10 protein-coding genes are annotated in these 12,915 nt (G+C 65.4%); 5 read left to right on the top strand and 5 right to left on the bottom strand.

Translation table 11 applies throughout. From position 1 onward, the window contains the following. A partial coding sequence (locus HMPREF3115_RS20220) for a glycosyltransferase family 4 protein (RefSeq protein ID WP_141751708.1) occupies nt 1–1,193 on the top strand: 1,193 nt, incomplete at its 5' end. Between the two features lie 218 nt (nt 1,194–1,411). Here HMPREF3115_RS20220 and HMPREF3115_RS20215 read toward each other — a convergent pair. Then, complete coding sequence (locus HMPREF3115_RS20215) at nt 1,412–2,587, bottom strand: acyltransferase family protein (RefSeq protein WP_070555757.1); 1,176 nt, start codon at nt 2,585–2,587, stop codon at nt 1,412–1,414. A 211-nt stretch (nt 2,588–2,798) separates the two neighbouring features. Here HMPREF3115_RS20215 and HMPREF3115_RS31670 point away from each other — a divergent pair, with 211 nt between their 5' ends. Both HMPREF3115_RS31670 and galU read left to right on the top strand, forming a co-directional pair. Continuing rightward, entirely contained in the window at nt 2,799–2,942 is a 144-nt protein-coding gene (locus tag HMPREF3115_RS31670) for a hypothetical protein (protein WP_006399609.1), read from the top strand. 229 nt (nt 2,943–3,171) lie between these two features. Further along, complete coding sequence (galU, locus tag HMPREF3115_RS20210; protein WP_006399611.1) at nt 3,172–4,059, top strand: UTP--glucose-1-phosphate uridylyltransferase GalU; 888 nt, start codon at nt 3,172–3,174, stop codon at nt 4,057–4,059. Nucleotides 4,060–4,350: 291 nt separating this feature from the next. Here galU and HMPREF3115_RS20205 read toward each other — a convergent pair whose 3' ends face one another. Next, nucleotides 4,351–5,469 (bottom strand): acyltransferase family protein, encoded by a 1,119-nt coding sequence (locus HMPREF3115_RS20205; RefSeq protein WP_070555750.1) that lies wholly within the window; start codon nt 5,467–5,469, stop codon nt 4,351–4,353. Nucleotides 5,470–5,726: 257 nt separating this feature from the next. Between HMPREF3115_RS20205 and HMPREF3115_RS20200 the strand changes: the two genes are divergently transcribed. Beyond that, nucleotides 5,727–6,170 (top strand): HU family DNA-binding protein, encoded by a 444-nt coding sequence (locus tag HMPREF3115_RS20200; RefSeq protein WP_006399614.1) that lies wholly within the window; start codon nt 5,727–5,729, stop codon nt 6,168–6,170. A gap of 177 nt (nt 6,171–6,347) precedes the next feature. Here HMPREF3115_RS20200 and HMPREF3115_RS20195 read toward each other — a convergent pair whose 3' ends face one another. The 3 genes from HMPREF3115_RS20195 to HMPREF3115_RS20185 all read right to left on the bottom strand — a co-directional run bounded on the left by HMPREF3115_RS20195 (nt 6,348) and on the right by HMPREF3115_RS20185 (nt 9,728). Then, nucleotides 6,348–6,821, bottom strand: a complete 474-nt coding sequence (locus tag HMPREF3115_RS20195) for a VOC family protein (RefSeq protein ID WP_006399615.1) — start codon at nt 6,819–6,821, stop codon at nt 6,348–6,350. A 288-nt stretch (nt 6,822–7,109) separates the two neighbouring features. Continuing rightward, the gene (locus HMPREF3115_RS20190) at nt 7,110–8,276 is read right to left on the bottom strand and encodes a porin (protein ID WP_059936379.1); all 1,167 of its coding nucleotides are present in this window, start codon (nt 8,274–8,276) and stop codon (nt 7,110–7,112) included. A 441-nt stretch (nt 8,277–8,717) separates the two neighbouring features. After that, on the bottom strand, nt 8,718–9,728 hold the full coding sequence (locus HMPREF3115_RS20185; protein ID WP_006403995.1) for a YihY/virulence factor BrkB family protein: 1,011 nt from the start codon (nt 9,726–9,728) through the stop codon (nt 8,718–8,720). A 107-nt stretch (nt 9,729–9,835) separates the two neighbouring features. On the opposite strand from HMPREF3115_RS20185, the gene fdnG reads away from it, so the two are divergent. Continuing rightward, nucleotides 9,836–12,907 carry a formate dehydrogenase-N subunit alpha gene (gene fdnG / locus HMPREF3115_RS20175; RefSeq protein ID WP_083302257.1) on the top strand — a complete coding sequence of 1,024 codons (3,072 nt, stop codon included), beginning with the start codon at nt 9,836–9,838 and terminating at the stop codon, nt 12,905–12,907. The last annotated feature ends 8 nt before the right edge of the window (nt 12,908–12,915 follow it).

The following is a 12,915-nucleotide window of genomic DNA, read 5'->3' as shown; positions in this document are numbered from 1 at the left end:
CGGCCGCGGCGCCGGTCCCGCGCGGGCCGGCGACGCTCGTGCTCGACCAGAGCGGCGTGCTCGGCGGCGCGGAGCTGTCGCTGCTGGAAATCATGAAGCACATGCGCGCGAACGCGGACGTGCTGCTGTTCGACGACGGTCCGTTTCGCGCGGCGCTCGAGGAAATCGGTGCGCGCGTCGACGTGGTCGAGCAGGGCGCGCTCGCGGGCGTGCGCAAGCAGGGCGGTGTGTCGCTCGGCGCGCTCGCGCAACTGTGGCGGCTCGTGCGCGACGTCGCACACCGCGCGCGCCGTGCCGAAGTCATCTATGCGAACACGCAGCGCGCGATGGTGGTCGCCGCGCTCGCCGGGCGGCTCGCGCGCAAGCCGGTCGTCTGGCATTTGCGCGACATCGTCAGCGCCGATCATTTCGGCGGCAAGCAGCTGCTCGCGATCAAGCATTGCGCTCGGCTCGGCGTCACGCGCGTGATCGCGAACTCGGATGCGTCGGCGCAGGCGTTCCGCGCGCTGACCGGGTTCACGCCGCAGCACGTCGACGTCGTGTTCAACGGGATTGCCGCGGAGCCGTTCGATGCGCTCGACAACGTGAGCCAGGCCGCGCTGCGCGCGCGATTCGGGTTGCCGGCCGACGCCTGGCTGGTCGGCTCGTTCAGCCGCCTCGCGCGCTGGAAAGGGCAGCACGTGCTGCTCGAAGCGGCCGCGCGGCTGCCGGACGTGCACGTCGTGCTCGTCGGCGCACCGCTGTTCGGCGAGGACGAATATGCGGCGCAGTTGCATGAAACCGTCGCGCGGCACGGGATGGACGGCCGCGTGCATTTCCTCGGCTTCCAGCGCGATGTCGCCGCCTGCATGAAGGCCGTCGACGTCGTCGCGCATACGTCGATCACGCCCGAGCCGTTCGGCCGCGTGATCGTCGAGGGGATGCTCGCGCGCCGGCCGGTCGTCGCGGCGCGTGCGGGCGGCGTCGTCGAGATCGTCGAGCACGGCGACAACGGCCTGCTCTGCGAGCCGGGCGACGCGACGGCGCTCGCGGACGCGCTCGTCGCGCTGCAGTCCGACGCCGCGCTGCGCACACGACTCGTCGCGAGCGGTCGCGCGACCGCACTGCGGCGATTCGGCACGCGCACGTATGTCGAGCGCGTCGAGAAGATTCTCGCGGATACCGCGCGCGCTGCGAAAGCGAAACGTCAGTAAGCGGTGCGCGGCCGCGCGCGCCGTCCGCGTCGATCGATATGCGCCCTCACGCCGCCGTGCGCGGTGTGAGGGCGTTGTCTTTTCGCGAGGCTCGCGGGGGTGCGATCGGTTGCGTCGTGCTTCGTGCATCGTGCACCGGGCGATAAAAAACCCCGCGCCGTTGCATGCGACGCGGGGTGCGGGAAACGTGCGCGCCGATGCGCGGCGCGCCGGTGTGTTCAGGCGGCGCGTTCGGGCGCCGCGGCGACGACGCGTGCGGTGCGCGTCGGCTTCAGGCTTGCCGACCAGCGCATCGCCGGCCGTTCGAACAGCAGGTAGAACAGATACGCGACCGGAATCGCGACGGCGATGAAGCCGAACGACGGCCAGATCGACAACTGCAATTGCGAGCGGAACAGCACCGAGCCGAGGCAGACGAACAGCGGCAGATGGATCAGGTACAGCGAGTAGCTGAAATCGCCGAACCAGCCGAGCACGCGCAGCGGCAGCGTCGGCCGCGGCGGGCACGCGAGCGCGCGGTACAGGAAGCACGCGAAGCCGGCCGCCCACAGCTGGAACGCGCCGTACTGCCCGAAATGGAACGCGCCGCAGCCGGCCGCGAGCAGCAGCGCGGCCGTGCCGTACCAGCCGCGCGACGGCACGGCGGCCGCGCCGCGCGCCGGTTTCGCGCGCACGTCTGCGATCCAGGCACCGATCGTCCACGACAGCCAGTACGACGTGAAGAACTGCAGGTCGTGCCGTTCGAGCAGCCATGCGGACACGACGTTGACGAGCGCGACGGCCGCGACGACCGCCGGCATGCCGACGCGCCGGCGCACCGCGAACAGCAGCGGATAGATCGCATAGAACTGCACTTCGAGCGACAGCGTCCACAGCGCGCCGTTCGACCCGTACGTGTAGCCCGCGACGCCTTGCAGCGAGAACAGGTTCACGAGGAACGCCGCGACGCCGATGTCGCGGATCTTGTGGCTGACCGGCTGGATCTGCAGGCTGATCGCGTCGAGCGCGAGCGTCAGTAGCAGCGCGGCGAGCAACACCGGATAGATGCGCGCGAAGCGCCGCGCCCAGAAGTTCGGCACGTCGAGCCGGTAGCCGGGATCGGCTGCGAGCTTCAGCGCCGCGTTGCGATGGATGCAGTAGCCGCTGATCACGAAGAAGATCGGCACACCGGCCGAGCCCCACGCGAACGGGAAGGTCAGATAGCCGACGATCACGCTCGGGTCGACCGCGTGACCGTAAGCGCGATGGAAGCTCTGCATGCCGACCCACACGACCTGCCGGCAGTGGAAATATGCGACGAGCAGCGCCGCGAAGCCGCGCATGGCGTCGATCACGTGCTCCTTGCGATCGGCGACGGGTGGGGCGGCGAAAGACGATCCGCTGAAAGCTTGCATGCGATTCGGTTCCTTGCGACGGATGAAGGGACGATCCAATCGTAATCCGCAAGAATTCGATCAATGAATAAAAAAATCGCGATCGAAAATCGCGTTATTTCAGCATGTGGATTTACAGGGACTTGAAAGGCGCGGCCGGTGCCGGGTAAATTATTTACCGATTTTTTTCTGATAGTTTGAAGCTCCAGTTGATTGATGCAAGGAGCGCAAGATGGACATGCATTGGATCGCGAGCGCCGGCGTACTGCTGGTGATGGCCGTGCTGTCGGCGTACCGCGAGGCGCTGAAGAACGAACCGATTCGGCCGGGCCTCGAACGCGGCGGCGTGCCGCTTATCGAGGAATTCGAATCGTAACCATTTGTATCCGGCCGATCGGTAATTTGTTTCTGCTTCGGCAATCGATTCGGCAATATCGACCGCTTCAAATGGCGATCGATTTACCGGAAATCATGGGCAACCGGTCCATATCGAAAGCGAATGGCAGGGAATGGGCAGTAGCGGCGATTCCCGATATGCCGTTCTGAAAACAATCGCGCCGGGTCGCGGAGCGACGCGGCGCAATCAATGCAATCAGGATACGAACATGTTGAAAGTCAACAAGGCCGTGTTTCCCGTCGCCGGTCTCGGCACGCGGTTCCTTCCGGCAACGAAGGCGAGCCCGAAAGAGATGCTGCCCGTCGTCGACAAGCCGCTGATCCAGTATGCGGTCGAGGAGGCGATCAACGCCGGCATTACCGAGATGATCTTCGTGACGGGCCGCAGCAAGCGCGCGATCGAGGATCATTTCGACAAGTCGTACGAGATCGAGGCCGAGCTCGAGGCGCGCGGCAAGGAAAAGCTGCTGGAGCTCGTGCGCAGCATCAAGCCGAGCCATGTCGACTGCTTCTACGTGCGCCAGCCGGAAGCGCTCGGGCTCGGGCATGCCGTGCTGTGCGCCGAGAAGCTCGTGCACGGCGAGCCGTTCGCGGTGATTCTCGCGGACGATCTGCTGCACGGCGAGCAGCCCGTGCTCAAGCAGCTCGTCGACGTATTCGATCACTATCACAGCTCGGTGATCGGCGTGGAGACGATCGCGCGCGAGGACAGCCGCTCGTACGGCGTGATCGAAGGCCGCGAGTGGGAAGAGGACGTGATCAAGCTGTCCGGCATCATCGAGAAGCCGGCGCCCGAAGATGCGCCGTCGAACCTCGGCGTGGTGGGCCGTTATGTGTTCATGCCGACGATCTTCGACCACCTGCGGCGGCTGAAGCCGGGCGCTGGCGGCGAGCTGCAGCTCACGGACGCCGTCCAGTCGCTGCTCGCGAACGAGCAGGTGCTGGCGTATCGCTACTACGGCACGCGTTTCGACTGCGGCAGCAAGCTCGGCTATCTGAAGGCGACGGTCGAGCTTGCGCTTCAGCATCCGGAAGTCAGCCGCGAATTCGAAGCGTATCTGCGTACCTGTCTGCCCGCGCTGGCTGCCGTCGCATAAGTCTCCGCGCAGCGCTGCCGTTTCAGGTGGTGGTTGTTCCGTTGGCCCCGGCCGCTTTGGCGTCCGGGGCTTTTTTGCGTGTGCGGGGTGTGCGGCGGGTGCGGTGGCAGGTCGGTGCAGCGGTCGAGCTTGAATGCTGCGCCGGTGTACGGGGGCAGCGGAATAGTGGAATAGCGGAGTAGCGGTGCAACGGCTCACGCCGAACGCCGAACGGCGAACGGCGAACGGCGAACGGCGCACCGCGAACCGCGAACCGCGTTGCAGCACGTCGCCGTGTACGTACCGACGCCGTCAGCGCGCGGACGTCCCGGCCGGCACGACGAAGCGGCGCGCGAGGTGCGCCGCGATCGGCTTCTTGAATTCGAGCAGCCGTTTCTCGAGGTAGCGCCACGACAGATGCGCGAGCAGCGTCGCGAGCGCGAACTGCAGCATTTCGGGCAACACCGTCCGCACGGCTTGCGGCACGTGCAGGTGCGCGTAGAGCGCGGGCATCACGCCGATGCGTGCCGGAATCAGGTTGTGGAAGAGATAGAAGCCGTAGCTGATCGTGCCGAGATATGCGAGCGGCGCGCAGTCGAGCAGCGCGACGACCGGATGATCGGGGCGCGTGACGATCCACAGCAGCAGCGCGCCGAGCGACGCCGACAGACCGAGATCCGCGAGCGCCGCGACGCCGTCGGACAGCGTCGCGCATGCGGGCAGCGCGAGGAAGAACACGACGCCGGCCGCGCCGAGCCAACCGGGCGCGATGCGCGGCGCGTCGCGTGTGCCGCGGTCGGCGAGCATCATCGCGCCGACGCCGCCGAGCGCGATCAACGCGAAATTCCACGGGGAAAACGCGTAGATCAGCACCGGCGACGCGTCGAACAGATACAGCGCGACATGCGCGGCCGCGCAGAGCGCAATGGCCGCGATGCCGAGCGCGACGTGTCGCGCGGCCGGCACCGCGAGCAGCACGAGCGGCGCGATCAGATAGAACTGCTGCTCGACTGCGAGACTCCAGAAGTGCGACGTCGAGCCGGGCCAGCCGTCCTTCACGACGCCGATCCAGTAATTCGACAGGAACGCCGCGTGCCACGCGAGCCCGAGATTTACGTCGCGCTGATAGAACAGCGCGTGCGCGATGGCGAGCGCGGCGAGCAGCAGGTAGTAGACGGGAAAGATGCGCAGCGCGCGTTTGGCGAGGAACAGCGCCAGCGCATGCCGGCGCGTCATCGCGGCGCGCTCGACCGCCTGCCGGTTGCGATGCAGCTCGCCGACGATCAGGTATCCGCTGATGAGGAAAAACGTCCACACGCCGAGCTTGCCGACGTCGACGGCGAGCACGTGGCCTTTGTGGGACAGGAAAACGAGGATGACGGCGATGGCTCGCAGGCCGTCGAGTCCTTTGACGTATCTGACTTCGCGCATGAAGACATCCGGGCGTTGAGCGAGGTCAGTATAGGCGCGCAAATATCGAACGTAATTCGCGTACGGACGCATACGTATAGGTGTTTTGCTGCGTTCGCGCGTCGTCGGAGTCGGCGGCGCGCAACAAAACCTGCGGGAAACCCCGCGAAAACGCATAAAAGTACTGCACGAAGCGTCGAGGCGCTTGTAGAATCCGGCGTTGAAGCGCGCGCGTCGCGTGCTTCGTGTATCCAACGACCACACCTGGTAGGAGAAACATGGCGACTTCCGCAAAAAAGGTGGCCAAGAAGGCTGCCGCACCGGCCAAGAAAGTGGCTGCCAAAAAAGCAGCGCCCGCGAAGAAAGTAGTGGCCAAGAAGGCCGTCGCGAAGGCGCCCGCCGCTCCGACGCCGCTGAAGGACAAGTTCACGAAGGCGTCGCTCGCAGCGCACATCGCTGAGCGCGCGGCCGTGGAAGTGAAGGCAGTGAAGGCAGTGCTCGCCGCACTCGAGAACGTCGTGCTGGGCTCGATCCACAAGAAGGGCGCGGGCGAGTTCACGCTGCCGGGTCTGCTGAAGATTACGGCGCAAGCCGTGCCGGCGAAGAAGAAGCGCTTCGGCAAGGATCCGTTCACCGGCGAAGAGCGCTGGTTCCCGGCCAAGCCGGCTACGGTGCGCGTGAAGGCACGTGCGCTGAAGAAGCTGAAGGACGCAGCGGCGTAATGCCGCGCGACGGCAGCCGGCTGCGGCCGGCCGCCGTCGCACTGTCCGACGAGATCCCCGCCCGCGAAAGCGCGCGGGGATTTTTATTGCGCCGCGGGTGCCGTAATCGCAGCCGCAGCCGCAGCCGCGACCGCAGTCGCAACCGCGTATCGCGCGTCGGCCGCCGCGTGCCGTACGTTACGCGGGCGTGCCGGCATAGGCCGCCTTCAGCGCGGCGACGTCGAACTTGATCATCTGCATCATCGCGCTCGCGACGCGCCCGGCCTTCACGGGATCGCGATCGGCCATCATCGGAATCAGTTCGGCCGGCACGATCTGCCACGACACGCCGTAGCGGTCGCGCAGCCATCCGCAGGCGTCGGCGGCGCCGCCGTTGTCGAGCAGCGCGTGCCAGTAGCGGTCGAGCTCGGCCTGATCCGCGCAGCTCACCATCAGCGAAATCGCGTGATTGAACGACTCGGTCCGCTCGTGGCTCATCGCGATGAACGGCTGCCCGAACAGCTCGAACTCGACCATCCGCGTGCCGCTGGTACCTTGCACTGCGGTGACGCGCACGACGCGCGAGTCGGGGAAAATCGATGCGTAGAACGCCGCGGCTTCTTCCGCTTCGGTCGAGTACCAGAGGAACGGCGTGATCTTCTGAATCGTCATCGCGAATCTCCTTGTCAGGTTGGGGGCGACGCAAACGGCGCGCCTCCATTGGAACGACGGTCGGCGACCGTCGAAATCGACATGCCGCAGCGAGCCATCTTCGCACCGTATCGGCTGGCCCGACAGTGCGATCGACGCCCGAGCGTCGTGCCGGCGCACGCGGGCAGCGGAATCGACGCACGAGCCGCCCGGTGGACGAAAAAAAGCCAGTCGCGGCCGAAGCCGATGACTGGCTTTTCAGTTCGGCGGCAGCGCGTCGAAACGCGCTGTACGCCGGATACGTCGTTTTTAGAACTTGTGGCGCAGGCCGAGAGCGACCACTTCCTGCGAGCTCTTGCCGGCGAAGCCGTACGAGCCGATCGACGCTTGGGCTGCTTGCGTCGTTGTTGCATCGACGCGCTGCGTACCGCTTGCGTGCTGGTACGCGCCCACGAGATAGACGTCGGTGCGCTTCGACAGCGAGTAGTCCGCACCGAGCGAAACTTGGTGGTACTTCGCGTCCGTGTCGCCGCTCGCCTTCGTGTACGAATAGCCGAGGCCCAGCAGCAGCGGCGGCGTGACTTGATACGTCACGAAGCCGCGGCCCGTGTTGTACTTCTGCGTCGAACCGAAAGCCGAGAATGCATCCGGCTTGTACTGTGCATTGCTGTAGCCGGCGCCGATCGTCACCGGACCGATTGCGTATTGTGCGGCCACTTGCGCGATGCCGATCGACTTCGCCGTCACGTAACCCGCGTTGATCGGGCCGTCGACGATGTTGTCCGACGTCGTCGAGCCCCAGCTGTCACGACGCCCCGTCAGCGGGTTCAGCGTCGACGGATTGTTCGCATAGAAGTAGCCTGCCGCAACGCCGATAGGGCCATTGTTGTATGCCGCAGCGGCTGCCCACGTCTGGCCTTGGCCCGGATGGCCGGCGATGCCGCTCAGGCCGTACATGGCTTCGAACTGCAGACCCGCGAAGACCGGCGACGTGTACTTGATCGCGTTGCTGACGCGCAGGCTGTTGTCGTTGTTATCGACGTCGCCCGGCGTGGCGAACGTGGTGCCGAAGTAGTTGTCGGCCGTAACTGCCTGAACCAGATCAACCAGCGGATCGTACTGACGGCCGAGCGTCAGCGTACCGTACTGTTTGCTCTCGAGGCCGACGTAAGCTTGACGGCCGAACATGCGACCGCCTTGGTTGAGATGGCCGGTACCCGGATCGAAGCCGTTTTCCAATTGGAAGATCGCCTTCAGGCCACCGCCGAGGTCTTCCGCACCCTTCAGGCCCCAACGGCTGCCTTGCAGGTTGCCCGACAGCATTTGCCACGAATTGTTGGCTTGACCGTTATTGCCGTGCACCCAGGCGATCGACGTATCGATCACACCGTACAGCGTCACGCTCGATTGAGCATGAGCGGCGCCGGCAGCGCCCAGCAGGGCGAGCGAGAGGGTCGAGAGAGCGAGTTTCTTCATCGTTGAGTATCTCCACGCAAGTGATTCGTGATTCGTTATTTGTTGCGGATTGGAGAATAGCTCAGTGCCATACAGGCAAGAAAGACTAAAAAATAAAGTGTCTCGAAAAGATCACACCAACGAAAAGTCCATATATTTCAAGCACATCGCCAACTGTTCCTGTTTTTGAAATAGTTGACATTTGCTGCGCTGCGATTGTTGCGGAGGGTGGTGGTCACCACAACATGACGCGTGTTTTGGCCGGACCGCGCACTGAAATCGGGGTGTGCAAACGTTTGCGATTGCAGCGTTGCGCATGCAAGTGCCGCGCCAGCGCGACGTGCCTATCGGCTGAACAAAAACGCATCGCAGGAAAGGGAAGATCTGCGTGAGGAGCGCGGCGCTTGCACGACCGCGCGTCACTAGCGTAATCGCATGCCGGCCGCTACGCCGGAGCGTCGGTCAATCGTCGCGCGTGCGCTCGCCCGGTGCGCGAGCGGCTCGCGCATCGCGCGCGGTCGCGTCGGGCGCCGCCGCATCGCGCGCCGTCGCATCCGTGCGCCGATATGCCTCGCCGCGCGCAGCCGAGAATTCCGCGCCGAGCAGCAGCACGAGCGCGGAGAAGTACAGCCACATCAGCAGCACCGCGAACGAGCCCGCCGCACCGAACGCACTGGCGGTCCCCGCGCGCGCGAGATAGAGCGCGAACAGCTTCTTGCCGCCGGAGAACAGGATCGCCGACACGATTCCGCCGACCGCGGCGTCACGCCATGCGACGTGCGCGTCGGGCAGGAATTTCAGCAGCGCGGAGAACGCGCCCGCGAGCACCGCGACGCCGACGACGAGCTGCAGCACGTTCGTGACCACGACGTAAGGCGAATCGCCGAGCAGCCAGGTGCCGATGAACGTGATCGCCGTGTCGAGCACGAGCGACACGATCAGCAGGAACGCGACGCCGAGCACGAGCCCGAACGACACGAGCCGCACGCGTACGAGCCCGAGTACGCTCGACCAGCGGCTTTCGGTCGCCGGCCAGATCACGTTCAGCGCCGTGTTCAGCGACGCGAACGTCGCCGACGCGCCGATCGCGAGCGCCGCGAACGAGATCAGCGTCGCGATGCCGCCGCGCTCGCCGGCACGGTGGGCGTTCTGCACGATGGTCTGGATGCTGGCCGCCGCGTCGTCGCCGATCAGTTGATGCGCCTGCTCGAACACCTGGCCGCGCGCGGCCTCGTCGCCGTAGAACCAGCCGGCCACCGCGATCACCATCACGAGCGTCGGCGCGAGCGAGAACGCGGAGAAGAACGCGATGCCGGCGGCCATCGACGAGCAGCGGTCGGACGAAAAGCGCTTGAACGCGGTCAGTGCCCAGTTCGCCTGACGCTGCGCGAGCCGCGTGGCCTCGGAAGTGATCGGTCGTTTCATGATGGTCGTGGCGACGTCCGGCGCCCCGCCGGTGCGTCGCAATCGCATTGATCGGGATTCAAGTATTGATCCGAAGAGCCGTACATAGTTGCGAAGTTTGCGAAGTGTCTATAATTGCTTTGAGCTTCCTACCCCACAATAACGCCGAGACCACCATGCTACATATGTCCCGGCGCCAGTTCCTGAAGGTGACGGCAACGTCGCTTGCCGGATCGAGCCTGGCCCTGATGGGCTTTTCTCCGTCCGAAGCGCTTGCCGAAGTCCGACAGTACAAGCTGGCGCGCACAGTCGAAACGCGCAACACCTGTCCTTACTGTTCAGTCGGTTGCGGCATCCTGATGTACGGCCTGGGCGACGGCGCGAAGAACGCGCAGTCGAGCATCATCCACATCGAGGGCGACCCCGATCATCCGGTCAATCGCGGCACGCTGTGCCCGAAGGGCGCGAGCCTGATCGACTTCATCCACAGCCCGAACCGCCTGACGCACCCGGAATACCGCGCGCCCGGCTCGGACAAGTGGGAGCGCATCTCGTGGAGCGACGCGCTCGACCGGATCGCGAAGCTGATGAAGGCCGACCGCGACGCGAACTTCGTCGAGACGACCGAAGACGGCGCCAAGGTCAACCGCTGGCTCACGACCGGCATGCTGGCCGCGTCCGCGGGCAGCAACGAAGTCGGCTATCTGACGCACAAGGCTGTCCGCAGCCTCGGGATGCTCGCATTCGACAATCAGGCGCGTGTCTGACATGGCCCGACGGTGGCAGGTCTTGCCCCGACGTTTGGCCGTGGAGCGATGACGAACCATTGGGTCGACATCAAGAACGCGGATCTGATTCTCGTGATGGGCGGCAATGCAGCCGAGGCCCATCCGTGCGGTTTCAAATGGGTGACGGAAGCGAAGGCGCACCGCAAGGCGCGGCTGATCGTCGTCGACCCGCGCTTTACGCGTACGGCCTCGGTGGCCGACTACTACGCGCCGATCCGTACCGGGACCGACATCGCGTTCCTGGGCGGCGTGATCAACTATTTGCTGACGAACGACAAGATCCAGCATGAGTACGTGAAGCACTACACGGACTTCACGTTCATCGTGCGCGAGGACTTCGCGTTCAACGACGGTCTCTATTCCGGCTACGATGCGGACAAGCACGCGTATCCGGACAAGTCGAGCTGGGATTACGAGCGCGGCGACGACGGGTTCGTGAAGGTCGACCCGACGCTGCAGCATCCGCGCTGCGTCTACAACCTGCTGAAGCAGCACTACGCGCGCTATACGCCGGAAGTGGTCGAACAGGTCTGCGGCACGCCGAAGGACAAGTTCCTGAAGGTGTGCGAGATGCTGGCGACGACGGCCGTGCCCGGCCGCGCGGCGACCGTGCTGTACGCGCTCGGCTGGACCCATCACTCGATCGGCGCGCAGATCATCCGCACGGGCGCGATGGTACAGCTGCTGCTCGGCAACATCGGCATCGCCGGCGGCGGGATGAACGCGCTGCGCGGGCACTCGAACATCCAGGGGCTGACCGACCTCGGGCTGATGTCGAACCTGCTGCCCGGCTACATGACGCTGCCGATGCAGGGCGAGCAGGATTTCAACGCGTATATCGACAAGCGCGCGCAAAAGCCGCTGCGCCCGAACCAGCTCAGCTACTGGAAGAACTACAAGGCGTTCCACGTCAGCTTCATGAAGGCGTGGTGGGGCGACGCGGCGACCGCCGAGAACAACTGGGCGTACGACTACCTGCCGAAGCTCGACAAGCAGTACGACCTGCTGCAGACGATCGAGCTGATGCACGCCGGCAAGATGAACGGCTACATCTGCCAGGGCTTCAATCCGCTCGCGGCGGCGCCCGCGAAGGTGAAGACCGCGCAGGCACTCGCGAAGCTGAAGTGGCTCGTCATCATGGATCCGCTCGCGACCGAAACGTCGGAGTTCTGGAAGCCGCACGGCGACTACAACGACGTCGATCCGTCGAAGATCCAGACCGAGGTGTTCCGGCTGCCGACCACCTGCTTCGCGGAGGAGAACGGCTCGCTCGTCAGTTCGAGCCGCGTGCTGCAGTGGCACTGGAAGGGCGCCGAGCCGCCGGGCGAGGCGCGTAGCGATCTCGAGATCATGGCCGGGCTGTTCGTGCGGCTGCGCCAGATGTACCGCACCGACGGCGGCAAGTATCCGGATCCGATCGTGAACCTCTCGTGGCCGTACGCGGATCCGGAAAGCCCGACGCCCGAAGAGCTCGCGAAGGAGTTCAACGGCCGCGCGCTCGCCGATCTGCCCGATCCGAAGGATCCGTCGAAGGTGCTCGTGAAGAAGGGCGAGCAGCTTGCCGCGTTCGCGCAGCTGAAGGACGACGGCACGACCGCGAGCGGCTGCTGGATTTTCTGCGGCGCGTGGACGCAGGCCGGCAACCAGATGGCGCGGCGCGACAACTCGGATCCGACCGGCATCGGCCAGACGCTGAACTGGGCCTGGGCATGGCCCGCGAACCGGCGGATCCTGTACAACCGCGCGTCGGCCGACCTGGCCGGCAAGCCGTTCGATCCGACCCGCAAGCTCGTCGCGTGGAACGGCACGGCATGGACCGGCGCGGACGTGCCCGATTTCAAGGCCGACGAGCCGCCCGAAAACGGGATGGGGCCGTTCATCATGAACCCGGAAGGCGTGGCGCGCTTCTTCGCGCGCGCGCAGATGAACGAAGGCCCGTTCCCCGAGCACTACGAGCCGTTCGAGACGCCGCTGTCCGCGAATCCGCTGCATCCGGACAACCCGCAGGCGCTGAACAACCCGGCCGCCCGCGTGTTCGCGGACGATCGCGCTTCGTTCGGCAAGGTGGCGGATTTCCCGTACGTCGCGACGACCTACCGGCTGACCGAGCATTTCCACTACTGGACCAAGCACGCGCGGCTGAATTCGATCATCCAGCCCGAGCAATTCGTCGAGATCGGCGAAGACCTCGCGAAGGAAGTCGGCGTCGCGCACGGCGATCGCGTGAAGGTGTCGTCCAAGCGCGGCTACATCGTCGCGGTGGCGCTCGTCACGAAGCGGATCAAGCCGCTGACCGTCGACGGCAAGAAGGTCCAGACGGTCGGCGTGCCGCTGCACTGGGGCTTCAAGGGGCTGGCGAAGCCCGGCTATCTCGCCAATACGCTGACTCCGTCCGTGGGTGACGGCAACTCGTACACACCGGAATTCAAGTCGTTTCTGGTGAAGGTCGAAAAGGCGTAAGGGGGACG

The organism is Burkholderia sp. HMSC10F09 (genome assembly GCF_001806955.1).
GTDB lineage: Bacteria > Pseudomonadota > Gammaproteobacteria > Burkholderiales > Burkholderiaceae > Burkholderia > Burkholderia multivorans.
The sequence above is the reverse complement of the archived record's forward strand: the minus strand, read 5'-3'. Positions and strand labels throughout refer to the sequence as shown.